Source organism: Moorella sp. E306M (assembly GCF_006538385.1).
GTDB lineage: Bacteria > Bacillota > DSM-521 > Neomoorellales > Neomoorellaceae > Neomoorella.
Genome location: NZ_BJKO01000001.1, coordinates 1,809,175 through 1,834,518 on the forward strand (window position 1 = coordinate 1,809,175; position 25,344 = coordinate 1,834,518).

General features: G+C 55.5%; 19 protein-coding genes and 1 riboswitch. Of the genes, 17 read left to right on the top strand and 2 right to left on the bottom strand.

Annotation, left to right across the window (positions count from 1 at the left end):
• Positions 1-28: 28 nt before the first annotated feature.
• From ygfK to gcvPB, 8 genes are all read left to right on the top strand, one after another.
• Positions 29-3,079, top strand: a complete 3,051-nt coding sequence (gene ygfK, locus FLZ89_RS09410) for a putative selenate reductase subunit YgfK (protein WP_141304861.1) — start codon at positions 29-31, stop codon at positions 3,077-3,079.
• Between the two features lie 150 nt (positions 3,080-3,229).
• Positions 3,230-4,174 carry a carbamate kinase gene (gene arcC, locus FLZ89_RS09415; protein WP_141264049.1) on the top strand — a complete coding sequence of 315 codons (945 nt, stop codon included), beginning with the start codon at positions 3,230-3,232 and terminating at the stop codon, positions 4,172-4,174.
• 41 nt (positions 4,175-4,215) lie between these two features.
• Positions 4,216-4,872 carry an L-serine ammonia-lyase, iron-sulfur-dependent subunit beta gene (gene sdaAB / locus FLZ89_RS09420; protein WP_141304862.1) on the top strand — a complete coding sequence of 219 codons (657 nt, stop codon included), beginning with the start codon at positions 4,216-4,218 and terminating at the stop codon, positions 4,870-4,872.
• Positions 4,859-5,761 (top strand): L-serine ammonia-lyase, iron-sulfur-dependent, subunit alpha, encoded by a 903-nt coding sequence (sdaAA, locus tag FLZ89_RS09425; RefSeq protein ID WP_141304863.1) that lies wholly within the window; start codon positions 4,859-4,861, stop codon positions 5,759-5,761. Before sdaAB ends, sdaAA begins: the two co-directional genes overlap by 14 nt.
• A gap of 123 nt (positions 5,762-5,884) precedes the next feature.
• Positions 5,885-5,990: riboswitch (glycine riboswitch) on the top strand.
• Between the two features lie 217 nt (positions 5,991-6,207).
• Complete coding sequence (gene gcvT / locus FLZ89_RS09430; protein WP_141304864.1) at positions 6,208-7,308, top strand: glycine cleavage system aminomethyltransferase GcvT; 1,101 nt, start codon at positions 6,208-6,210, stop codon at positions 7,306-7,308.
• Positions 7,309-7,325: 17 nt separating this feature from the next.
• Positions 7,326-7,718, top strand: coding sequence for a glycine cleavage system protein GcvH (gene gcvH, locus FLZ89_RS09435; protein ID WP_141262770.1), 393 nt, complete (start codon positions 7,326-7,328; stop codon positions 7,716-7,718).
• Between the two features lie 4 nt (positions 7,719-7,722).
• Complete coding sequence (gcvPA, locus tag FLZ89_RS09440) at positions 7,723-9,057, top strand: aminomethyl-transferring glycine dehydrogenase subunit GcvPA (protein ID WP_141304865.1); 1,335 nt, start codon at positions 7,723-7,725, stop codon at positions 9,055-9,057.
• Positions 9,054-10,511, top strand: a complete 1,458-nt coding sequence (gene gcvPB, locus FLZ89_RS09445; RefSeq protein ID WP_141304866.1) for an aminomethyl-transferring glycine dehydrogenase subunit GcvPB — start codon at positions 9,054-9,056, stop codon at positions 10,509-10,511. Before gcvPA ends, gcvPB begins: the two co-directional genes overlap by 4 nt.
• 130 nt (positions 10,512-10,641) lie before the next feature.
• Here the strand turns inward: gcvPB and FLZ89_RS09450 are convergent, their stop codons facing one another.
• Positions 10,642-10,962 carry a nucleotidyltransferase domain-containing protein gene (locus tag FLZ89_RS09450; protein WP_172613536.1) on the bottom strand — a complete coding sequence of 107 codons (321 nt, stop codon included), beginning with the start codon at positions 10,960-10,962 and terminating at the stop codon, positions 10,642-10,644.
• Positions 10,934-11,323, bottom strand: coding sequence for a HEPN domain-containing protein (locus tag FLZ89_RS09455; protein ID WP_172613789.1), 390 nt, complete (start codon positions 11,321-11,323; stop codon positions 10,934-10,936). Before FLZ89_RS09455 ends, FLZ89_RS09450 begins: the two co-directional genes overlap by 29 nt.
• Positions 11,324-11,424: 101 nt before the next feature.
• On the opposite strand from FLZ89_RS09455, the gene FLZ89_RS09460 reads away from it, so the two are divergent.
• The 9 genes from FLZ89_RS09460 to treY all read left to right on the top strand — a co-directional run bounded on the left by FLZ89_RS09460 (position 11,425) and on the right by treY (position 25,327).
• Positions 11,425-12,246: a lipoate--protein ligase family protein gene (locus FLZ89_RS09460; protein WP_141262765.1), complete on the top strand. Its 822-nt coding sequence runs from the start codon at positions 11,425-11,427 to the stop codon at positions 12,244-12,246.
• 156 nt (positions 12,247-12,402) lie between these two features.
• Positions 12,403-12,795 carry a carbohydrate-binding protein gene (locus FLZ89_RS09465; RefSeq protein ID WP_172613538.1) on the top strand — a complete coding sequence of 131 codons (393 nt, stop codon included), beginning with the start codon at positions 12,403-12,405 and terminating at the stop codon, positions 12,793-12,795.
• Between the two features lie 222 nt (positions 12,796-13,017).
• On the top strand, positions 13,018-13,749 hold the full coding sequence (locus FLZ89_RS09470) for a GntR family transcriptional regulator (protein WP_141262764.1): 732 nt from the start codon (positions 13,018-13,020) through the stop codon (positions 13,747-13,749).
• Between the two features lie 67 nt (positions 13,750-13,816).
• Positions 13,817-14,455 carry a cobalamin B12-binding domain-containing protein gene (locus tag FLZ89_RS09475; RefSeq protein ID WP_141262763.1) on the top strand — a complete coding sequence of 213 codons (639 nt, stop codon included), beginning with the start codon at positions 13,817-13,819 and terminating at the stop codon, positions 14,453-14,455.
• Positions 14,456-14,471: 16 nt separating this feature from the next.
• Positions 14,472-15,788 carry a uroporphyrinogen decarboxylase family protein gene (locus FLZ89_RS09480; RefSeq protein WP_141262762.1) on the top strand — a complete coding sequence of 439 codons (1,317 nt, stop codon included), beginning with the start codon at positions 14,472-14,474 and terminating at the stop codon, positions 15,786-15,788.
• Positions 15,789-16,091: 303 nt separating this feature from the next.
• Positions 16,092-18,188 carry a 4-alpha-glucanotransferase gene (gene malQ, locus FLZ89_RS09485; protein WP_253256449.1) on the top strand — a complete coding sequence of 699 codons (2,097 nt, stop codon included), beginning with the start codon at positions 16,092-16,094 and terminating at the stop codon, positions 18,186-18,188.
• Positions 18,178-20,034, top strand: a complete 1,857-nt coding sequence (gene treZ / locus FLZ89_RS09490; protein ID WP_141262760.1) for a malto-oligosyltrehalose trehalohydrolase — start codon at positions 18,178-18,180, stop codon at positions 20,032-20,034. Before malQ ends, treZ begins: the two co-directional genes overlap by 11 nt.
• Positions 20,034-22,457 carry a DUF3536 domain-containing protein gene (locus FLZ89_RS09495; protein ID WP_141262759.1) on the top strand — a complete coding sequence of 808 codons (2,424 nt, stop codon included), beginning with the start codon at positions 20,034-20,036 and terminating at the stop codon, positions 22,455-22,457. Before treZ ends, FLZ89_RS09495 begins: the two co-directional genes overlap by 1 nt.
• Before the next feature lie 2 nt (positions 22,458-22,459).
• Positions 22,460-25,327, top strand: coding sequence for a malto-oligosyltrehalose synthase (gene treY / locus FLZ89_RS09500; RefSeq protein WP_141304867.1), 2,868 nt, complete (start codon positions 22,460-22,462; stop codon positions 25,325-25,327).
• Positions 25,328-25,344: the final 17 nt, after the last annotated feature.

A 25,344-nucleotide genomic window follows, 5' to 3' on the forward strand; every position in this document is an offset into this window, starting at 1 on the left:
ATTGCATTTTCACATGGGGGGATAGCCAATGGGTAGCGTAATGCGTCCAATACCGTTCAGGAAACTTTTATCCTGGATACTTGAGGAGAGGGAAAAATACAGTAGCGTTTTTGGCATATCGCAAGTAAAATTTTTTAAGAAGAAAACTGATGCCTCCCTGCAGTTATTCGGCGAATATCTCGATACTCCTATCGGGCCGGCTGCCGGTCCCCATACGCAGCTGGCCCAGAATATAGTCGCTTCCTACCTCTGCGGGGGCAGGTTTTTTGAGCTGAAAACGGTTCAAGTTCTGGACCAGTTAGAGATACCCAAGCCCTGTATTGACGCCGGGGATGAATGCTATAATGTGGAATGGTCAACCGAACTAACCGTTGAGGAAGCCTTTGCCGAGTATGTCAAGGCATGGTTTTTATTACACATTTTACAAAAGGAACTGTGGGATTTGGAGCAGCGGGGCTTCATATTCAATATGAGCGTTGGCTATGACCTAAAAGGAATAAAATCCCCCAAGGTTGATAAATTCATCGAGGGGCTTAAAGACGCCTCACAGACCAGTATATTCCAGGAATGCAAAACAGTTGTAAAAGAAGAAATTAAAAGGTTTACCCGGGTGGATGAAAGATTTATTGACAGTATTTCGCCAAATATATGCAACTCCGTCACCCTTTCGACTATGCACGGTTGCCCTCCGGCGGAAATAGAAACAATTTGCCGGTATCTCCTGGCGGAGAAAAAACTGCATACCTTTGTCAAGCTGAATCCGACCCTGCTGGGCTATGCATTTGTAAAAGATGCCCTGGCCGGGATGGGATACAATTACATCTGCCTGCAAGAGGAGTCTTTCAGCCACGACCTGCAATATGACGACGGCCTCGCCTTGTTAAAGAGGCTACAAGGGTTTGCCCGGGAACACGGAAGGGGTTTCGGCGTCAAGCTTTCCAATACCCTGCCGGTGAAAAACACAAAAGGCGAATTGCCTGGCGAAGAAATGTATCTCTCAGGCAGGGCTCTGTACCCGCTGACCATCAATCTTGCCGCCAGGCTGGCGGCCGAATTCGCCGGCCGGCTGCAAATTTCCTATGCCGGCGGCGGGGATGCTTTTAACGTTCCGCACATTTTTGCGACGGGAATATGGCCTATTACCATGGCTACGACGCTCTTAAAACCCGGCGGCTACTTGCGGTTAAAGCAAATAGCCGAGGAACTGGAGCCGCACCTGCAGGACATGACCACAGATACTGTAGATGTGGAAAAGCTCACCGCCCTTGCGGCCGGTGCCTTTAAAGATTCCGCTTACCTGAAGGAAAAAAGGGGGCTCAAGAGCCGGAAGCTGGGCAAGAAATTACCCTTAACGGATTGCTTTATAGCGCCCTGTACCGCTGGCTGCCCCATCGGCCAGGATATCCCGGAGTACATCAGGCTGGTGGGAGAGAAGAGGTATCGCGAAGCGTATGAACTTATAGTTGCTAAAAACCCGCTGCCCTTTATCACGGGGTCTATTTGCCCCCGGTATTGTACCGCCAAATGTACTCGTTTAGACTATGATGAGCCGGTATGCATTCGCGAAATCAAGAGGATGGCTGCCGAAAATGGCTACCGGGCTTACCTGCAAAAGAGGGGAAAAACAGAGGGAAAAAGTCCTGTCAGGGTGGCAGTTATCGGCGCGGGGCCCGCGGGCCTGGCTGCGGGTTATTTTCTTGCCAGGGCCGGTCTGGGTGTCACTATCTTTGACAAAAGGGAAAAACCCGGCGGTACCGTTCAATATATTATTCCCCCATTCCGCATTGCCGGGGAAGCAATTGCCAGGGATCTGGAGCTGATTAAGGGGGCGGGCGTCGAATTTAAGCTGGGTGCCAATCCGGACTTTTCCGTCGAGGAGCTGAAAAGGGACGGCTATAAATACATCTACCTGGCCATAGGGGCAGGAAAATCTAAAGCCCTGGATCTAAAGAGCGGCGCAGAAAAAGTATTGAGCGCTATTGAATTCCTGGAGAGGTTTAAAGCGGACAGGAATACTGTGCAACTCGGCAAAAAAGTGGCCGTCATCGGCGGCGGGGACGTGGCTATGGATGCCGCCAGGGCGGCCCTGAGGGTGGAAGGGGTTGAAAAAGTTTATATAATCTACAGGAGAACCAAAGAGTATATGCCGGCGAGGAGGGAAGAGCTAAAAGCTGCCCTGGCGGAGGGCATAGTCTTGAAAGAGCTTTTGTCTCCCCATTCCTGGTCCGGTGGTGTATTGCAGTGTCAAAAGATTAAACTTGGTGAACCGGATGCCTCCGGAAGGCGTAGTGTAGTTCCGCTAGAGGGTGAGTTTGAAAATATCGCAGTTGATGCCGTTATCTCAGCCACCGGCCAGGGTGTGGACTATAGTATTCTGCAGAAGAACGGTATAGAAGTTAACGCGCAAGGGGACATTGCTATTAATCCCGCTACCAATGAAACAAATGTGGAAAATGTATTTCTCGGCGGCGATGCCCTGCACGGCCCGGCGACAATAGTGGAGGCCATTGCCGATGGCAGTAAGGTTGCCAGGGCCATTCTGGCGCGGGAAGGTATTGATTTCCCAAACTGCACAGATGTTTCCTTTGAAAAGGCAAAGAGGCTGCAGCAAATTAACCTGAAAAAAGGTACACTCCAGGCTGCTGCCCCCGATCTGGAAAAAGAACATGAGAGATGCCTGGAGTGCGGCTTTGCCTGCAATATTTGTACGGAAGTATGCCCTAACAGGGCCAACATTGCTGTTGAGGTAGCCAGCAGCAGTTTGCAGCAGATAAATCAGGTTATCCATGTAGACGGCATGTGCAATGAATGCGGCAACTGCGCGACATTTTGTCCCTATGACGGCGCTCCTTATAAGGAAAAGTTAACCCTATTCTGGAGGGAGGATGATTTTACCAGTAGCCGGAACAGCGGTTTTCTCCTGCTGGCAGGCGGGGAGAAACCTGTTTTCAGGGTCCGAGTTGGCGGCAGGGTACGGGAGGTAACTTTTGATACTTCTGGAAAAGCTGATGTTGATTTAGAAAAGAGCATTTTAGACATTATATGGGCTGCCTATAAGGGTTATAAGTATTTGTTTTAAAAGCTAAAGAGAACGACGCCTGGGACGGTGGAGTTTAGCAGGGGTGGTAAAACCACCCCGTTTTAATTTTACTTAAAATCTATTAAAACCGGCAGGAATAAATAAATCTATATTGAATAAATAAAGAGTGATAAAACAGGAGGGAGTATGATGCCCCAGACCGTAGTCATGGCCTTTGGTGGCAATGCCATTACCCGCCCGGGGGAAAAGGGGACCTTTGCTGAGCAAAAGGCCAATGTTACTGTCACCTGCCGGCAACTGGTTGACCTTGTCCGTAACGGTTACCGCCTGGTCTTAACCCATGGCAACGGGCCCCAGGTAGGGAATTTGTTAATTAAAAATGAACTGGCCAAGGACATCGTTCCGGCAATGCCCCTGGATGTGCTGGTATCCAACACCCAGGGTTCCATAGGGTATGCCATCCAGCAGGTCCTGGGCTATGAACTTGCCCGGCAGGGCCTCCATGTGCCGGTGGCTGCGGTCATTACCCAGGTAGTAGTTGCCGAAGATGACCCGGCCTTTCAAAATCCCACCAAGCCCATAGGCCCCTTTTACTCCCTGGAAGAAGCCAAAAAATTGATGCAGGAACGAGGTTACCAGATGGTGGAAGACAGTAACCGGGGCTGGCGCCGGGTGGTACCATCACCAATCCCCCTGGAGATTATCGAGAAAGATGCCATCAAGGCATTAACTATGGCTGGAGTTATTGTTGTCGCCGCGGGCGGTGGAGGCATTCCGGTGGTGCGCCGTCCCGACGGCAGCCTGCAAGGGGTAGAGGCTGTCATTGATAAGGACCGGGCGGCCACAATTCTGGCCAGCCAGGTGGGGGCTAATGTCCTTTTCTTGCTGACGGATGTCGAGCGGGTTTGTCTGGATTACGGCAAGGCAACCCAGCGAGAGGTCGAGGAAATGACCGTCAGCGAAGCCCGCCGTTATCTTGCCGAAGGCCAGTTCCCACCGGGTAGTATGGGGCCAAAAATTGAAGCTGCTATAGCCTTCGTTGAGGCGGGTGGTGAGAAGGCTATAATTGGTTCCCTGGCCAGGGCCGCCGAGGCTGTAGCCGGCCGTTCGGGGACCAGGATTATCGCAGGGTAGCCAAGGTAGGAGCAGGTTATAATACTAAGGAGTGGCGGTCGATGGATGCCTTTCAAATTATCGGCCCGGTAATGATCGGTCCTTCCAGTTCCCATACGGCCGGGGCTGTCCGTATAGGTCGCCTGGCCCGGGCCATCCTGGGTGAAGTGCCCTGCCGGGCGGAAATTTTGCTCCATGGTTCCTTTGCCCGTACTTACCGCGGCCACGGCACCGACCGCGCCCTGGTGGCCGGCCTTCTGGGATTTAATGTCGCTGATGAACGGGTGCGGGAGGCCTTGGAACTGGCGCCCCGTCAAGGGCTGGAAGTAAGCTTTAGCGAAAAGGACCTGGGGGATGTTCACCCCAATTCCGTGCAGCTAAACTTAAAAGGAAAAGAACGGGCCGTCCAGGTGTTAGCCTCTTCCCTGGGTGGCGGCCAGGTCGTAATAAAAAAAATCGATGCTTTTACCGTAGAGATGAACTGCGAGTTGCCGACCCTGGTGGCGGCCTACCCGGACCGTCCGGGGGTGATAGCCACCGTTACGGCCCTGCTGGCCGGGGCCGGGGTGAATATCGCCGGCATGCGGGTTTCCCGCCAGGCTGCCGGCCAAGAGGCGTTGATGGTCGTGGAAACGGATCAGCCGGTTCCGCCGGGACTGGTAGCGGCTATGCGGTCTTTACCAATTATTGAGCGGGTGATATGCATTGACCCGGTATAGCTTTCGCAACATGGCCGAACTCCTGGAACTGGCCAGGACTGAAAAATTAACCCTGGCCGGGGTTGTTATCCGTTATCAGGAGGAGCTGGAAGGCAAACCCCGGGAAGAGGTCCGCAGCATGATGGCCGATCGGCTCCAGGTCATGCGGGCTGCGGCCCGGAAGGGATTGACGGAGGATAACCGCTCCCCCAGCGGCCTGGTAGGCGGGGGCGGAAAACTTCTGGAGGAGTGGCGCCATAATGGTAAGAGTCTTTCCGGTACCACCACCGCCCGGGCTGTAGCCATAGCTATGGCCATAGCCGAAGTCAATGCCGCCATGGGCCGGGTGGTGGCGGCGCCTACGGCCGGCTCCTGCGGGATACTACCGGGGGTGCTCCTAGCCCTGGAAGCCGAAAAAGGCCTGACAGAAGACCAGCTGGTGGACGGTTTATTTACAGCCGCCGGCATCGGTATGGTAGCGTCCCGGCAGGCCTCCCTTTCCGGGGCGGCCCTGGGCTGCCAGGCGGAATGCGGGGTAGCTACGGCCATGGCGGCGGCTGCAGCCGTAGAAATGGCCGGTGGGGAACCGGAACAGGCTGCTGCCGCCGCCGGCGTGGCCCTCCAGGGCCTGATGGGCCTGGTCTGTGACCCGGTGGGTGGCCTAGTGGAGATCCCCTGTGTCATGCGCAACGCCATCGGGGCGGCCCATGCCCTGGCGGCAGCCGACATTGCCCTGGCTGGCGTTCAGTGCTATCTACCCTTTGACGAGATAATAGCCGCCATGGTCCAGGTGGGCCGCGCCCTGCCGGCATCATTACGGGAAACCGGTACCGGCGGGGTAGCTGCCTGCCCTACCGCCCGGAGGCTGGTGGAGCAAGCCTTCCGCCAGGGAGAGATTTGTGATTGCTAATGTGCGCTTATATCTTACATCACCGGTGTCAGGGTAAAATTACCTGAAAAATGTTGCTAGGCAGCAGGATTTTATACCGGCAAAGCGAATATATTTCTTAAAAGAAAATTGCATAACGGGTGGATGAAGGGAGTGGAAGAGACCCTTTTCCAGGGCGCCGAAGGAGCAATTTCCCCCGGTTGGGTGACGGGGGAAGGAAACTCTCAGGCAAAAGTACTACTCCCGGACCCAACTCTGGAGAGTTCCTTTAAAGCCGGTATTGAAACTGCTGGGGTCTTCAGGCAAGCACCTGGCAGCCGGGTCTGGAAACAGCAGCCAGCTTTAAGGGACACCAAAGGGGAAGGCAGGTAGCTGCCTAATCTCTCAGGTATCAGGACAGAGGCCATCACCGCATAATGCGGCGATGGCTTTTTTTATGGACATACTAACAAAGCGAGGTGGATTAGGTGGCGGAGTTAAAAAAGACACCTTTGTATGCAGAACATATAGCTGCCGGAGCCAGGATAGTGGAATTCGGCGGTTGGTTGATGCCCGTCCAGTACACCGGCATTATCGAAGAACACCAGCAGGTGCGTAACTGTGCCGGTCTCTTCGATGTATCCCACATGGGGGAGATTGTCATTAAAGGACCGGATGCCTTTAACCTGGTGCAAAAATTAATCACCAACGATGCCGCCCGGGCTACCGGCAACAGGGTGGTTTACAGTCCCATGTGTTACCCGGACGGCGGTATTGTCGATGATCTCCTGGTCTATCCCCAGGGAGAAGGCGAGTACCTGCTGGTGGTCAATGCCGGGAATATCGATAAAGACTTTGCCTGGATCCGGGAGAACGCTGCCGGCCTGGCAGTGGAGGTAAGCGATATCTCAGCGGCTACGGCCCAGCTGGCCCTGCAGGGTCCCCGGGCCTTAGGGATCCTCCAGCCCCTTACGGATGTGGAGCTTGCTCCCCTGGGCTACTACCGCTGGACGAAGGGCCGGGTCCTGGGGGTGGATTGCCTGATTTCGCGCACCGGTTATACGGGGGAAGACGGTTTTGAGATCTATTTTGCGGCGGCTGACGCCCCCGCCATGTGGCGCCAGCTCCTGGTTGCAGGCCAAGAGGCGGACCTGGTTCCCGCCGGGCTGGGGGCGCGGGATACCCTGCGCCTCGAAGCAGCCCTGCCCCTGTACGGCCATGAGCTGGGTCCGACCATTAGCCCCCTGGAGGCGGGCCTGGGCCGCTTTGTCTGCCTGGAGAAGGGCGAATTCAACGGCCGGGCAGCCCTGGCGGCGCAAAAAGAAGCCGGTATAAAACGCCGGCTGGTGGGCTTGGCCATGGTTGACCGGGGCATCCCGCGGCCGGAGTACCCCGTCCTGGCGGGTGGCCGGGAAATAGGTTATGTTACTTCCGGTTCCTTTGCCCCCACTTTAGGGAAAAATATTGCCCTGGCCCTGGTGGCAGCAGGAACTGTTAGCGCCGGCGCCGAAGTAGAGGTGAGCATCCGCAGCCGTTTGCACCGCGCCGTGGTGGTGGATCTCCCCTTCTACCGCCGGCCTAGAAAGTAAGAAGGAGGAATGGGAAAATGGAATTCCCTGCAAACCTGTATTACAGCAAGGATCATGAATGGGTGGAAGTAGAGGGCAACCGCGCCCGCATCGGCATTACCGACTACGCCCAGGAATCTTTGGGGGATATCGTCTTTGTCGAGTTACCCCAGGTAGGCGACGAGCTGGCTGCCGGTGACAGCTTTGGCGTCGTCGAGTCCGTCAAGTCGGCCTCCGACGTCTACGCACCGGTAGGCGGCAAAGTCGTCGCCGTCAATGAAGCCCTCCTGGATTCACCCCAGGACATCAACGCCGACCCTTACGGCAAGGGCTGGATGATTGAACTGGAAATGAGTGACCCGGATGAAATAGAAGACTTGATGGATGCCGGCGCTTACCGGCAACTGGTGAAGGAGGAGAAGGGGGAGTAAGGGGATGACGTACATTCCCACCACGGCAGCGGAACGGCAGCAGATGCTGGCGACCTGCGGTGCCAACCGGATGGAAGAGCTTTTTAACGACATACCGGCGACTGTCCGCCTGGGCCGGGAACTTGATCTTCCCCGGCCCATGGCGGAAGCCGAGTTGTGGCGCCACCTGGAGGAACTGGCCGGGAAGAATAAAAGACTGATCTCCTTCCTGGGCGCCGGTGCCTATGAGCACTACATTCCCAGCGTTGTTGGTAACCTCCTGGCGAGATCGGAGTTTTATACCGCCTACACGCCCTACCAGCCGGAGATTAGCCAGGGGACTTTACAGGCCATTTTTGAATTTCAATCATTAATGTGCGAGCTGACAGGCCTGGATGTAGCCACGGCGTCCCATTACGACGGGGCTACGGCCACGGCCGAGGCAGCCCTGGTGACCTGCAACGCCACCCGGCGCCAGAAGATTTTAGTTTCCCGGGCCGTCAATCCCCAGTACCGGGCTGTCCTGGCTACCTATACAAAAGGCCAGGGAGTAGAGCTGGTGGAGATACCCATGGCTAATGGCCAGACGGACCTGGCTGCCCTGGAAAAAATGGCCGGGAAGGACGTTGCCGGGGTTATTCTGCAGAATCCCAATTTCTTTGGTCAAATTGAACCAATGGCTGCCGCGACGCAACTGGCCCATAAGGCCGGGGCTTTAAGCATTGCCGTCGTGGATCCCATTTCCCTGGGGCTCCTGGCGGCACCGGGGGAATATGGGGCCGACCTGGCCGTAGGCGAGGGCCAGGGCCTGGGTAATCCCCTGAACTTCGGCGGCCCTTATCTGGGCTTTATCGTCGCCAGGGAGAAACTGGTACGGCGGTTGCCGGGGCGCATCGTCGGCCAGACCACGGATGTTGAAGGTAAACGGGCCTTTGTCCTGACCCTCCAGGCGCGGGAGCAGCATATCCGCCGCGAGAAAGCTACTTCCAATATTTGCTCCAATGAAGCCCTCTGCGCCCTGGCAGCCACCATATATCTCGCGGCCCTGGGTAAGGAGGGCCTGAAAGAAGTGGCCCGCCAGTGCCTGCTTAAGGCCCATTACGCTTTCAACAGGCTGGCCGCCCTGCCGGGGGTGACGCCGGTCTTTAATGGCCCCTTCTTCTGCGAGTTTGTCCTGAGGACGAAACTCACGCCCGGCCAAGTGGCGCAGAGCCTGGCAGCTAAAGGTTTTGCCGCCGGTTTTGACTTAAATCCTTTCTACCCGGAACTCGAAGGCGCCATGCTCTTTACTGTCACGGAAGTGCGGACCAGGGCCGAAATTGACGCTTTTGTGACGGCCATGGGAGGGATACTGGCATGAGGACGGAACCGTTGCTTTTTGAACTGGGGGGTCCCGGCCGGCGGGGTTATACCCTGCCGGAGTGCGACGTGCCGGGGAAGGTAGAAGACTACCTCCCGGAAGCGGCCCGCCGCCGGGCTGATGCCGCCTTGCCGGAGCTGAGCGAAGTGGAAGTCGTCCGCCATTTTACCCACCTGTCGAGCATGAACTATGGGGTGGATACCGGCTTTTACCCCCTGGGCTCCTGCACTATGAAGTACAACCCTAAGGTCAATGAAGCGGCCGCCAGTTTACCCGGGTTCACCAGCCTGCACCCCCTGGTGTCGGTTGAGGCGGCCCAGGGCGCCCTGGAACTCATGTACAACCTGCAGGAGTATCTCGCGGAAATCACCGGTATGGACGCCGTTACCCTGCAGCCGGCCGCCGGGGCCCACGGCGAGTATACCGGTCTGGCCATTATTGCCGCCTATCATCAGAGCCGCGGCGACCTGGAACGCCGCCAGGTGCTGGTGCCGGATTCCGCCCATGGGACCAATCCGGCCAGCGCCGCCATGGCCGGCCTGGAGGTAGTCCAGATACCCTCGGACGAGCGGGGCCTGGTAGACCTGGAAGCATTGCAGGCAGCCGTCGGCCCCCGGACGGCGGCCCTTATGCTGACCAATCCCAACACTTTGGGCCTTTTTGAAAGCGATATTGAAGCTATGGCCGCCCTTATCCACGCGGCCGGCGGGCTCCTCTATTACGACGGCGCCAATCTGAACGCCATTATGGGTATTACCCGGCCGGGGGATATGGGCTTTGATGTGGTGCATTTGAATCTCCATAAGACCTTCTCCGCCCCCCACGGCGGCGGCGGACCCGGCAGCGGCCCGGTGGGGGTGAAAAAGCACCTGGCGCCCTTCCTGCCGGTACCGGTGGTGGCCCGGGATGATGCCGGTCGGTATTACCTGGATTACGACCGGCCGCAGACCATCGGCCGGGTACGTTCTTTCTATGGCAATTTCGGCGTCATGGTCAGGGCCTATGCCTATATCCGTACCCTGGGAGCTTCCGGCCTGAAAGAAGCCAGCGAGCAAGCCGTTTTAAACGCCAACTACATGCTGGCGCGGCTCAGGCCCTACTTCAAGGTGCCCTTCGACCGGGTGTGCAAGCATGAGTTTGTCATCGCCCCGCTCAAAGAGGTAAATGACGCCGGCGTTCATACCCTGGATATCGCCAAACGCCTCCTGGACTACGGCTTCCACGCGCCGACCATCTATTTTCCCCTGATTGTCCATGAGGCCATGATGATTGAGCCGACGGAAACAGAGCCCAAGGAAACCCTGGATGCCTTCTGTGATGCTTTGATAGCTATCAGCAAAGAGGCAGTCGCCAATCCGGACCTCCTCCACAGCGCGCCCCATAACACCCCGGTGCGGCGCCTGGACGAGGTGGGCGCGGCCAGGAACCCGGTTTTACGCTGGCAGGGAAAATAGTTGTCCCTGGCGAAAGATAAACAAAGCCGGCAGCTCAAGACTTGCCGGCTTTGCTTCCCTATACCTTATTAAACCATCGGATACCGGGACGTTCACTAATTGCTGTTCGCGCGGGAAGTACATAGCAAGGCTAGAGTGGGATGGCGTTTTTTAAAAGTTCCCTGGCAAACCGGCTGTTTTTAAGCTCTTCGGGAGTATATACAAAAAGGTCCAGCCCCACGGGAAATTTGCCGGGCAAATAATCCGGCACTCTCTCCCAGGGTTTTCTATCGTCATTTGTAATCAGGATCAAAAGGTCGATGTCGCTGTAAGGGGTGTAGTTCCCCCTGGCCCAGGAGCCGCAAAGGTAAACGGCCAACACCTCCGGCCTTGACTTCAACCTTGCCGCCAGGTCTTCCAGGGCATTTCTGACAACTTTCTCCTCAACGGAGATGATTCTTACAGAATTCAATGATTTCACCTGCAATCTTGATGGCGGTGTCGGCCTCCCCGGCAGTGTAAAAGTCGGTGGGCGCTCCGATTTCGAAACCGTTCGGATAGCGGGCCGGGATATAATGCTTGTCGATAACCTTAGCTTTATCAATCAAATCTTCAGGAACGGCAATTTCTGCCGGTAGATTTGCCAGTAAAATGGATACGGTATGCCCCCAGGCGTCGAGGTGCAACTTTTGAAATAATGCTTTTACTGCTTTTTCCGCCGCCTGCTGGGCGGCAAAACAGGTCCATTCAAAATCCCCGGCGTTAAACGAATTAATGGCATGCCTTAAGTCTGCTTCTGCTTGCCGCAGCCAGTCGCTGCTTCTTTCAGGCATTTTCAACACCTGCAATATTATTACATATTTTCCCATCTGTTTACAGGATAGCATTACATGAGTGGTATGTCAATATCGGGGTAATTGTAGGGGGGATATATATGCCAGTTGAAACCTGGCGGCTGTTAGATACCGGCGTGGCTGACCCTTACACCAACATGGCCGTGGACGAGGCCATCCTGCTGGAGCACCGGGAAGGCAAAACACCGCCGACCTTACGTTTTTACGCCTGGTCGCCGCCAACCATTTCCCTGGGGTATTTCCAGCAGTTAGAAAAAGAAATTGACCTGGAGGCCGTGAAAGAACGGCGCCTGGGGTTGGTGCGCCGCTTAACCGGCGGCCGGGCCGTACTTCATGATAATGAAGTCACTTACAGCGTGGTTGCCCGGGAGGACCACCCCCTCATGACCGGCGGGATTCGCCCTTCTTACTTACGCCTGGCAGAGGCCCTGGCCCTGGGGTTAAAGGAACTGGGAGCGCCGGTGGAGATTGCTTCCGGCCGCAAAGGAGCCCAGGATGAGCATACTTCGGCCGCCTGCTTTGATGCCCCCTCCTGGTATGAGATAACCAGCGGCGGGCGCAAAGTCGTAGGCAGTGCCCAGACCCGCAAAGGGGGCGTCGTCCTCCAGCACGGATCTATAGTCATCGCCTTAAATGTTGACGACCTTTTTGCCGTCCTGAAGATGCCTTCGGAAGCCGTACGCCAGCGCCTCAAGGATAAATTTTACCACCAGGCCTGCGGCCTGGAGGAAATTTTAGGCCGCAGGGTTGAAGCAGGGGAAATAAAGGCCGGCATTGTCCGGGCCTTTACCCGGCTCTACGGCTTAGAGTTTATACGGGGAGAGCTTACAGATGGCGAAAAAGGGCGCCTGGAGGAGTTAAGGGCGAAATATGCCAGTAGGGAATGGTTGGAACGGCGTTAGGAGAAATCCTGGCGGGTTTATAGAGGCCTTAAGAAGGGATTATGTTTGTGGGGTGGTAGAGATACGGCTGGTGCAGTCATCAGGGCGGCAGTAAGGTATAGCCCGGCCTTTTCCCAGAGAAACTAATTTTAGCAACTTCTCCTGGGGAGGTAATAAATGTTGGGTGATAAAAACCGCAGCCGTTTTGTGAGTGATGAGCGGACGCGCCTGCAACAGATGCGGGCGGCTGAATATCCCGGCGGGGTGGTGGTAGACCCGGTACCCATTACCGCCGGCGACGAAGTAACCATCCTTTACCACGGCCTCCTGGATGCCTGCGGCGCCGACCAGGTATGGCTGCATACCGGTTACGGTGACGCCAATAACTGGCAAAATATCTATGATTACCGCATGGAGCGTACCGGCTACGGCTGGGTCAAAAACATCCGGGTGGAAGACGGCAGCCGCCTGAACATCTGCTTCAAGGACAGCGCCAACAACTGGGACAACAACAACGGTCTCAACTGGAGCTTTGAAATCCACAAGGGCAATCTGCCGGGACGCAGGTAAAAGAGTATAATCTAGCGGCCCCTGGACTTAACCGGGGCCTTTTAATTTAGGAGACAGTTTGGTTGAAGCAGGAATTATCAAATAAATAGAGAATAGTTGTATAAACGACAAATGTTCGCTGGAATACGGTATTGCTTCCCGGCGTCCTGACATTGGAAAAACGGGCCCGGGCTTAAGATATACCAGCTACTCTTAGCTATAACTGATCGAGGTGATTAAAATATGGCTATAGACAAAAGCTCTTTTGTACCTCCTTACTACCAGCTGGCACAGATCCTGGAACGCCAGATCAGATTAGGAGAATACCGTCCGGGCGAGGCTTTACCCTCCGAAGCGGAGCTGAGTGAAAAATACGGGTTAAGCCGCATGACCGTCCGCCGCAGCCTGAGCCAGCTGGCCAGGGCCGGTCTCATTCGCACTGAACGAGGGAAAGGTACTTTTGTCTCCCGCCCCGAGCTGGATCGCGCTGTTTTTGTCATGGAAGAATTTCACAAGGAGGTGGCTGCACGGGGTTTGACCTCCAGTGTCCGGCTGCTGGAAGCCCGGCTGGTTCCCGCACCGGAAAAAGCGGCCGGGAAATTACAAGTTCCGGCAGGGACGAAGGTGCTCTATATCCGCCGCTCCCTTTTGGCTGGCGGGGAGCCCCTCGCCTATGACCGGAAATACCTTCGCTACGACCGGGGGCGACCCATCCTAGAGAACGAGCTCCAGTACCAGGCGCTTCCGGACATGGTGGAGAAACATGCTGAAGCCCTGCCCGTAAGCAGCAAGATGATCTTGCAGGTTACATCCCTGAATGATGAAGAGGCCCGCGCTTTACGTGTGGCACCGGGTTCGCCGGCCTTCTTGCTGGAGCAGGTACTTCTGGCCGGGGATGGCCGGCCGGTGGGGTGGGGATGGTGTTTATACCGTGGCGACAGGTATCAATTAACCTCCGTCTCCGCGACAATTTAGATCTGATTAACAATCCTGCTACCAGTCTAACAAAAAAAAGAGGTGGTTTGTGTTGGGGCCCTTAACGATGGCTATGGCAGAATTAGAAGAAAAGAAGGTCCTTGAACTGGTCGGACAAGCCCTCCGCGAGCAGAAACCACCCCTGGAAATTGTAGAAGAATGCCGGCAGGGACTTAAAATCGTAGGGGAACGTTATGCGAGTGGAGAATATTTCTTAAGTGACCTGGTAATGTCGGCAGAAATATTTCAGGAGGCTCTCCGGGTTCTAGAACCCTTTCTGTCTATTTCAGCAATCTCTCAGGAGCAGCCGGGCAAAGCCGATATCGTTTTTGGTACGGTAGAGGGTGACATCCATGACATCGGCAAGAACATAACTATCTCCCTGCTTCGATGTGAAGGATTTCGCGTCTACGATGCGGGGGTGGACATTCCACCGGACATTTTTTTGAATATTATCCGGGAAACAGGCGCCCGGGTTTTGGGGTTATCTGCTTTGCTGACTTCTTCTTTTGAATCCATGCGCCGCACCGTCCAATTGGTCCGCATGCTGGCTCCTAAGCCTGCGGTTAAAGTTCTTATAGGAGGTCTGGTCAATGAGCGTGTCTGCCAGTATGTAGGTGCCGACGCCTGGGTGCGGGAGGCGGGGGAAGGAGTGGCCATCTGCCGGCGCTGGCTGGGGATGAGGGTTTTAATTTCGAAGGAATGATAAAGAGGAGAAGTCAATGAAACCGGAAGAAAGGCAAGAGCAAATGTTCTTTTCGTGGCTTTCTGGTCAAGGCATCGAATTTGCGAGTCCGGAAGCAGAAAAGTCGTATAAAGAGCGAGTAATGCGTCTAAAAGACGCTATTCAATTAAGAAAGGTACCTGACCGGGTACCGGTTTGTCCTATAACGGGACTTTTTCCGGTTTATTACTCAGGTATAACCGTTCAAGATGCGATGTATGATTATGACAAAACTGCGGTTGCTTGGAAGAAATACGTTTTAGATTTTGAGCCCGATGCATATCTAGGAACAACTTTTGTTCCGCCAGGTAGATTTTTTGAAATTCTTGACTACAAACTGTATAGGTGGCCAGGTCATGGTGTCCCGCCGGATACCTCATACCAATGCCTTGAGGCGGAGTATATGAAGGCCGATGAGTACGACGCTTTGATCCACGATCCTTCTGACTTCTGGATAAGATTATATTTCCCCCGCATTTTCGGTGCACTTAAACCCTTCGCAAAACTGGCTCCTCTTACCGACGTTCTGGAAATTGTAATGACTTGTGGTAGTTTTATTCCCTTCGGTTTTCCCGAAGTACAGGCCGCCTTCAAGGCCGTTTTCGAAGCGGGAGATGAAGTTCACCGTTGGGCCAGTATGGTTCGCGCAGTGGACCGGGCACTTCAAGGGAATGGATACCCCTCCTTCGTTGGAGGAGTAAGCAAAGCACCTTTTGATATCATCGGCGACACTCTCAGGGGTACCCATGGAATCATTATTGATATGTATAGACAGCCAGAAAAACTGCTGGAAGCCCTGGAGGCGGTTGCCCCCCTGGCCATAAGGATGGGGGTATCTTCCGCCAAGACCGCCGGCCACCCGCTAGTATTTATGCCCCTGCATAAGGGAGCTGACGGTTTCCTGTCAGGCAAACAGTTTAAGACCTTCTATTGGCCGACGCTAAGAAAAGTTATTACTGGTTTAATTGAAGAAGGATTGGTTCCTTTCTTATTTGCTGAAGGAGGCTATAATTCCCGGTTAGAAGTCATTCGTGACCTGCCCAAGGGCACGACGGTATGGCTTTTTGACCAGACCGATATGGCTAAAGCTAAAGAGGTACTGGGGGATATAGCTTGCATTGCCGGCAACGTGCCCATTACTCTGTTGACCTTTGGGACACCGGAAGAAATAAAGGATTACTGTAAACAACTTATCAAAATTGCCGGTAAAAATGGTGGGTTTATTTTGAGCTCCGGGGCGGTAATCGATGACATAAGACCTGAAAACATGCACGCCCTGATAGCATCCGCAAGGGAATACGGCACCTACCGGTAAAAGCAGATTACCAAGGCAAGAAGATATTTTTTCTATGCTTTGCGGGGATCATGAGAACATCTGTTATTGCAGGTGCCTGTCAGGACGCAGGCAAAAAGCCCCCTCTTTTCCCGACCGGGGAATGAGGGGGCTTTAATTTTTTTGCAAGAGAACCACCTCATGGAGGTTCATGATAAAATGGCAACCCCGCCCCGAGAAGAGTCATATCAGGCTACCAGCTGGGAATAATACTTTTGCTACCGGAAGTGGTGGATAATAAAAACTCCTGCTCCTGATGCCACGATGATAGGAGATTTGTTGGCCGTGACAGGATTACAGATCCGCCTGCTGCACCGGCTAGCCCGGTTATACGGCGTGGAAACTGCCTTTTACGATAATGCTGGTCGCCGGCGTCTGGCTTCGCCGCAATCGTTGCTGGCGGTACTGCAGGTCCTGGGAGCACCGGTAGAGCGTCTCGCCGACGTTTCCAGTGCCCTGCGGGAAGGCATCCAGAAGCAATGGCGGCGTTGTTGTGAACCGGCGGCCGTAGCTTGGAATAGGGAACCTGTTCGTCTCCAACTGCGCCTGCCTGCGGAACTTACGGGAGGTATTGCTGATTGCCGGTTGGAACTAGAAAACGGCAAAGTATGGCGCTGGAGCTGCCATTTAGCCCGTTTACCCGTACTCCAGGCAGTTGTCGTGGAAGGCATGAACTATGAGGTCAGGCAGCTTAAACTGCCGTCCGGGTTACCGTTGGGATACCACTGGTTGACAATAACCTTGCCGGCTCGTCACCATAAAATCTTGCTTATTTCTGCCCCGCGCCAGGCCTATGGCCCAGTTACCAGTACGAAACGCCTCTGGGGGATCTTCGTACCCCTCTACGCCCTTCATTCCGGGCGAAGCTGGGGTGCGGGGGATCTTACCGACCTTGAGACCCTATTAGGTTGGGTCCACGAGCAGGGAGGCGATCTGGTTGGTACGCTACCGCTTCTGGCGAGCTTTTTAGACGAACCTTTTATCCCGAGCCCCTACGAACCAGTCACTCGCTTGTTCTGGAATGAATTTTACCTTGATGTTACCCGCGTGGAGGAATTAAAAAGGTGCCGTGAGGCAAGGGAGTTACTAAATTCCCCGGCGTTCCGGCAAGAGATAGCGGCCCTGCAGGCCGCACCACTGGTGGACTACCGCCGCGGGATGGCAGTGAAACGCCGGATACTCGAACTCTGCGCCCGCCACTTCTTTGCTGGAAATTCCGGGCGGCAGGCCGCCTTCCGGGACTGGGTGAAAAAGAACCCGGTGGTGCAGGATTATGCCCGTTTTCGGGCTACCGTCGAGAAACGGCGCACCAGCTGGCAGGTATGGCCTGGCCGGCTGCGGGACGGCATCCTTCGGGAAGGGGACTATGATCCGAGGGTCGAGGGTTATCACCTTTATGTCCAGTGGCTGGCCCATCGCCAGTTCCAGGACCTCGCCGCCCGGGCCCGGCAAAACGGGCAAAGGTTATATCTTGATCTGCCGCTGGGAGTTCATCGCGATGGGTACGATGTCTGGCGCGAGCGCTCCGTCTTTGCCCTGGAAGCCAATAGTGGCGCCCCGCCTGATGCGTTTTACAGCCGGGGACAGGACTGGGGGTTTCCTCCCCTCCATCCAGAGGGAATCCGGGAACAGGGTTATCGCTACTATATCGCCGTCGTGCGCCACCACCTCCAACATGCCGGCATCTTACGCCTCGACCACGTAATGGGGCTGCACCGTCTCTACTGGATTCCCCGGGGTCTATCCGCGCGCGAGGGGGTTTATGTGCGCTACCGCGCCGAGGAGTTCTATGCCATTTTAGCCCTTGAATCCCAGCGCTACCGGGCACTACTCGTGGGCGAGGACCTTGGTAACGTACCCGGTTCCGTTCGCAGCGCCATGAAGGGGCATAATATCAACCGGATGTATGTGCTGCCCTTCGAATATACCGGTAATACCCGGAGGGTACTGCGCCCTATCCCCGCCAGGGCCCTGGTATGCTTAAATACCCATGATATGCCACCCTTCGCAGCCTTCTGGTTAGGAAAAGACGCCAGTGAACGGGTGGCTTTGCCCGTCTTTCTTTACCACCAGGGTCGGCTGGCGCTACCCACCAATAAAACCGGGGACGTCACCCGCGCTTGCCTGGCTCACCTGGCCGCCAGCCGGGCCCGGATTCTCCTGGTTAACCTGGAGGATTTGTGGTTAGAGACTGCTCCGCAAAATATCCCCGGGACAGTCGATGCCTATCCCAACTGGCGGCGCAAGGCGCGCTACACCGTGGAAGAGTTTAGTCAGAAGCCGGAAGTGCTGCAAGTACTAAAGGAGATCAGTTATCTAAGGAATACTAACATCTGCGGCCCTCTTATCTGCAAAGGCGAGGTGGCAAACCATGACCTATAATGTTAGCCTGGGGGCCACTTACTTGGGGGATGGCCGCTGCCGCTTCCACCTCTGGGCACCCCTGGCCGAAAGTGTGGCGGTACAGATCGTGGCACCTGAAGAAAGACTTGAACCTTTAACCCGGAAAGAACGTGGGTACTTTCAAGGCGAGGTAGAGGGGGTCGAACCTGGTAGTCTCTATTACTACCTTCTGGACGGAAGGCAGTTCCCTGACCCGGCTTCGCGCTACCAGCCACACGGTGTCCACGGCCCTTCCCAGGTTGTAGATCCCCAGGCTTTCGTCTGGTCGGACGACTCCTGGGTGGGCTGCACCCGAGAGGAGCTAATCTTCTATGAACTGCATGTAGGGACTTTCACCCCGGAGGGCACTTTTGACGCCATCATCGCCCACCTGGACGATTTGCGCACCCTGGGGGTTACCGCCATTGAATTAATGCCCGTGGCCCAGTTCCCGGGAAGCCGCAATTGGGGGTACGACGGCGTTTTCCCCTTTGCCGTCCAGAACTCTTACGGTGGACCGGAGGGGCTCAGGCGGCTGGTGGATACCTGCCACAAGTACGGCCTCGCCGTATTTCTCGATGTGGTCTACAACCACCTGGGCCCGGAAGGAAACTACCTGGCCAAATTCGGGCCTTATTTTACCGACCGTTACCATACCCCCTGGGGACAGGCCCTCAACTTTGATGGACCCGGTAGCGACGAAGTCCGGCGCTTCTTTATCGAAAACGCCCTTTACTGGTTAACCGAGTTTCACCTGGATGGCTTGCGGCTGGACGCCATCCATGCCATTATGGACAGGTCTGCTTTACCTTTCCTGGAGGAACTGGCCGCTGCCGTGAAGCTTCAGGCCGAACGGCTGGGACGCCGGGTTTATATTGTTGCCGAGAGTGACCTGAACGACCCCCGGGTAATCCGGCCGCAAGAATTGGGGGGATATGGCCTTGATGCCCAGTGGTGCGACGACTTTCACCACGCCCTGCATGCGCTGCTGACGGGGGAAAGAAACGGCTACTACCGTGACTTCGGCACCCTCGGCAACCTGGCCCGGGCCTTCCGGGAAGGTTATGTTTACACCGGTCAGTACTCTGCCTACCGGCAGCGGCGGCACGGCCGGCGGCCGCATCCGTGCAAGGGTAACCAGTTCGTGGTTTTTACCCAGAACCATGATCAAGTAGGCAACCGGGCCCGGGGTGAAAGGTTAAGCACCCTGGTTCCCTTCGTCAAACTCAAACTGGCCGCCGCCGTAGTGCTCCTCTCCCCCTTCGTACCGCTGCTCTTCATGGGCGAGGAATACGGTGAAACGGCACCCTTTCAATACTTTACCAGCCATTCCGATCCCGGGCTCATCGCAGCGGTACGCCGGGGGCGGCGGGAAGAATTCGCCGGCCACAACTGGACAGGCGAGGTGCCTGATCCCCAGGATGAGGCTACCTTCCGACGTTCCTGTCTTAACCACGGCCTCAGCCTTCAGGGAGAGCACCGGGTACTCCGGGACTTCTACCGGCAGCTAATCCAGTTGCGCCGGGAACTACCCGCCCTGGCGGATCTAAACCTGGAAAATATGGAGGTTATCACCTGCGAGGAGGACCTGGTCCTGTTCGTGCATCGCTGGAGCAATGATAGTGAGGCGGGCATCATCTTTTCCTTTAGCGATGCCGAATCAACCCCCACCCTGCCCCTGCCGGCAGGGCGCTGGCGCAAACGATTGGATGCCGCTGAAGAGCGCTGGTTGGGCAACGGTAGTACCATACCTGCCCTGCTTGTATCTCAGGGAAAAATGCAGATGCCTTTAACCCCGGGAGCATGTCTGTTGTTTGAAAGAATAAAGGAGGCTCAGGCTGACTAATGGAACGGTACATTTGCATCCACGGCCATTTTTACCAGCCACCACGGGAAAACCCCTGGCTGGAGGACATCGAGCTCCAGGACTCGGCTTACCCCTACCACGACTGGGATGAACGGATTACCGCTGAATGCTACGAACCTAACACCGCCTCGCGCATTCTTGATGGTGACGGGTGGATCAGGAAAATCGTCAACAACTATAGCAAAATCAGTTTCAACTTTGGTCCCACCCTCCTTTCCTGGATGGAAACCAATGCCCCGGAGGTTTACCGGGCGATAATTGAAGCTGATCGGGAAAGCCAGCGGCGCTTTTCGGGGCACGGTTCAGCCCTGGCCCAGGCCTATAACCACATGATCATGCCCCTGGCCAACACGCGTGATAAATACACCCAGATAATCTGGGGGATTAAAGATTTTGAGCACCGCTTTGGCCGGCGGCCGGAAGGAATGTGGTTACCGGAGACCGCCGTTGATCTGGAAACTCTTGCCATGATGGCACAACAGGGCATCCGTTTCACCATCCTGGCCCACTGGCAGGCGCGTCGCATCCGACCCCTGGGTAGCGATAACTGGCAGGAGGTCCACGGTGGCCTCGATACCACCATGCCTTATCAGGTTCGCCTGCCCAATACGGACCGGACGATCAATGTCTTCTTTTATAATGGCGAAGTCGCCCGCGCCGTAGCCTTCGAGAAACTGCTCGATAACGGTGAACGCTTTGCCAAACGTCTACTGAGTGTCTTTAACGAGGGACGCAACGCGCCCCAGCTTGTCAATATTGCTACCGACGGCGAGACCTACGGCCACCACCACCGCCACGGGGATATGGCCCTGGCCTACGCCCTGGATTATATTGAAGCCAATAAACTGGCACGTCTAACCAACTACGGCGAATACCTGGAAAAACACCCACCCACCCATGAGGTGGAGATAAATAATAATAGCTCCTGGAGCTGTGCCCATGGAGTGGAAAGGTGGCGGACTAATTGTGGCTGTAACACGGGTATGCATCCAGGGTGGAGCCAGGCCTGGCGGGCACCCCTGCGCGATAGCCTCAACTGGCTGCGGAACACCCTGGCACCCAAGTTTGAGGGAAGGGCGCGCCAGTTTCTAAAAGATCCCTGGGCCGCGCGTAATGACTACATCGCGGTCATCCTCGACCGTTCACCGGAAAACTTCGACCGCTTCCTCGGACAACATGCCACCCGTATACTAAACCAGGAAGAAAAAATCACGGTGTTGAAGCTGTTGGAGCTCCAGCGACACGCCATGTTAATGTTCACCAGCTGCGGCTGGTTCTTTGACGAAATCTCAGGCATTGAGACAGTGCAGGTTATTAAATACGCCGGCCGTGTGATTCAATTAGCCCAGGAATTATTTAACGAGTCGCCAGAGCCCCGTTTTATGGAGATGCTGGCCCAGGCCAAGAGCAACATCCCTGAACACCGTGACGGAGCCCATATCTATGAAAAATTCGTCAAGCCGGCAACGGTCGATTTGCTCAAGGTTGGAGGCCATTATGCCCTGTGTTCTTTATACGAAACCTATGACCAGCATTCCCGCATCTTTTGCTACGATGTCTACCGGGAAGACAGTCAGAATCGTTTAGCAGGTACAGCCAGGTTAGCTGTAGGCCGGGCGCAGGTCACCTCCCAGATTACCCAGGAGTCGATGAAGATTAGTTATGGCGCCGTTACTTTAGGTAACCATAATGTTAGTGGCGGTGTCCGGGTTTACGAGAATGACGAGTCCTACCAGCGAATGGTACAGGAATTAACCGGTGCCTTCGACCGGGCCGATTTCAGTGAGGTCATCAGGCTCCTGGATCAGCACTTTGAAGGGGCCACCTATTCTTTAAGGCAGCTTTTCCGGGACAAACAGCGGATGGTGCTGGATATCATCCTGGAGTCCACCCTGGCGGAAGCGGCGGAAGATTACCGGCGCATTTACGATCGTCATGCCCCCTTAATGCGTTTCTTAAAGGATTTAAATATCCCCCAGCCCCGGGCACTGCAGGCCGCTGCCGAGTTCGTCTTGAACACCAGCCTCCGCCAGGCTTTCGCAGGTGACAATCTGGACCTGGAACGCATCAAAGCGCTCCTAAGTGAAGCCGAGATGGCCGGTGTTCCCCTCGACGGCGAAGTTCTGGGGTATGTTCTGGAACAGACCCTGAAACAAATGGCTGAGAAACTACTGGGCCAACCTGACGACCAGGCCTTCATCGGGCATCTGGACGCGGTAATCAGCCTGGTGCGCTCGTTGCCCTTTGAAGTAAACCTCTGGAAAGTACAAAACGTTTATTACCGCTTATTGCAGACAGTTTACCCTGGATACCGGGAGAAGGCCCGCCAGGGGGATGGGAAAGCCAAGGCGTGGCTTGACCTGTTTAACTCCCTGGGGGACAAACTACAGGTGCGGAGGTAAAAATGGTCAGGTCGCGCATCCCCACCGCTACTTACAGGTTGCAGTTTAACCGGCAGTTTAGCTTTATCGAAGCGCGCGAAGTGGTACCGTACCTGCAGGCGCTGGGGGTTACCGATATTTATGCCTCCCCCCTGCTGAAAGCGAGGAAAGATAGCCCCCACGGGTACGACGTGACTGATCCGGGGCAGTTAAACCCGGAACTGGGAAGCAGGGAGGATTTTACCGCCCTGACTGATACCCTGAAGCAGCAGGGGATGGGGCTGTTACTGGACGTCGTGCCCAACCATATGGCAGCCAGCGTTGAAAATCCGTGGTGGCAGGACGTCCTCAGCCACGGGCGCGCTTCTACTTACGCAACTTACTTCGATATTGACTGGCAACCCGCCAGGCCGGGGCTGGCAAACAAAGTACTGCTGCCAGTCCTGGGTGAACCCTTTGGTAAGGTGCTGGAAAACCAGCAACTGGCCCTGCAGCTGGCGGAAGATGGTTTCCGGGTCTGCTACTATGAAAAGCAATTCCCCCTTAGCCCCCCTTCCTCCCGCCGGATTCTCGACGGCTGGGCGCAAATACTGGCCGGGGATGGTGGCGCTGCCGAACAGGCGCTATCACAATTGCTGGATCTGCTTGCCTCCCTCACAGCATCCCCTCTTACCGGGGCAGGCGAGCCGTCGACTGCCTGGCAACAGGCTTGGAAAAGCCTCTGGTATCTATACAATACTAACCCCGCGGTAAAAGCATTTATTGACAGGAACCTGTGCAAATTAAATGGTAATAAAGGTGAGCCGCAAAGTTTCAATCAACTGGAGCATATCCTGGCGGAACAGGCCTACCGGCTCGCCTACTGGCGGGTGGCCAATGAGGAAATCAATTACCGGCGCTTCTTTGACGTTAGCGACCTGGTAACAATCCGCATGGAAGAAAAAAAAGTTTTTGAGGCGGTGCACGCCCTGATTTTTCAACTGGTCGGGGCTGGGCAAGTTACCGGCCTCAGAATCGACCATATTGATGGCCTGTATGACCCCCAGGAGTACCTCGAACGGCTGCAGGAACACCTTTCTGCAGCAGGAAGTTCCTCCGGTTTTTACGTGGTCGTAGAGAAAATACTAAGCAACGGGGAGGAACTGCCGGCGGCCTGGCCTACTTATGGAACAACGGGCTACGACTTTTTAAATTCGTTGAACGGACTCTTCGTTGACGAAGAAGGGCTCGCCGTCCTGGAAGAGTTATATGCCAGGTACAGCGGCGCCGAAACCGACTTTACCAGGGTGGTCTATAACCAGAAGAAGCTGGTAATGACCAGGTTGTTCGCCAGCGAGGTGCGCAGCCTGGTAGGGGAGCTGGGACGCCTGGCTGAAGGGGATCGCCTGGGCCACGACCTCACCCTGGCAGAACTGGAAGAGGCCCTGGTCGCAGTCACTGCCAGCCTGGGTATCTACCGGACCTATATCCGCGACTTCACGGTAGCGCCGCAGGACCGGCATTACATCGAAACTGCCATAGCCGCGGCCGTCCGGAGGTGCCCGGCCGCCGGCCCGGCCTGCCGTTTCCTGCGCCAGGTGCTGTTGCTGGATTTTCCCGTCTCCCTGCCCCCCGAACAACGGCAGGCCTGGCTGCGTTTCGTAATGCGCTGGCAACAGTTTACGGGACCGGTTATGGCCAAGGGTTACGAGGATACCTCCCTCTACATCTACAACCCTTTGGTTTCCCTCAATGAGGTAGGTAGCAGTCCCCGGACCAGGTGCATATCGGTGGCTGAGTTCCACCGCCGCAATAAAACCCGGCAGGAGCGCTGGCCCCATACCCTTAACGCCACGTCCACCCATGATACCAAGCGCAGTGAGGATGTCCGGGCGCGGATCAATGTTCTAACGGAAATCCCTGACGCCTGGGGAGAGAGGGTCGAGCGCTGGCATCGCTGGAACGGGACCAAAAAGTTAAATATAAAAGGTGAGCCTGTACCCGATGGCAATATGGAGCTATTTATCTACCAGACGCTAATCGGCGCCTGGCCGCTTCTAGAAGAAGAAATACCCGCTTTTAAGGAACGGCTCCGGGCTTATCTGGTCAAAGCGGCCCGGGAGGCCAAAACCCGGACCAGCTGGCTTGACCCTGATAACGCTTACGAGAAAGCCCTGGTAGAGTTTGCCCTCTCTATTTTAACGCCGGAGCCAGAGAACCGGTTTCTGCCGGACTTCCTTCGCTTCCAAAAAGTCGTTGCTTTTTATGGTGCCTGGAACTCGTTAGCCCAGGTACTGCTCAAAATAACCAGCCCGGGGGTGCCTGATTTTTATCAGGGAACAGAGCTATGGAATTTCAGCCTTGTTGATCCCGACAACCGGCGTCCGGTTGACTTTAAAACCCAAGCCAGGCTTTTAAAAAGGCTCAAAGAAGAAGAGACAAAAGGTCAACAGGCTTTAGTAACAAACCTCCTTACCCACTGGCAGGATGGCCGGGTAAAGCTCTACCTGACTTATAAATCCCTCCACTTCCGTCGCGATCACCGGGAAATGTTTGTCACCGGTGAGTATATCCCCGTGGCAGTCACCGGGTCCAGGTCGAGACACGTCTGCGCCTTCGCCCGTCATTTCGGCGGGAAGTGGGCTCTGGTGATTGTACCTCGCCTGCTGGCGCGGCTGCTGGCGGGCCAGGTAATACCAACAGATGGTATGCCGCCAGCCGTTGGCTTCCTCCCTGGGGAAACCGTATGGCAAGAAACAGCCATTGTTTTACCTGAACCAGCTCCAAGCAACTGGCATAATATTTTGACAGGAGAGGTTATGTTAGCCACCTCTTCGACTAAAGGAAGAGTTCTTACCCTTGCCGACACGTTACGTAGTTTTCCAGTTGCTTTACTAGCCGGTGACGAATAGACCGTTCTTTTTATCGT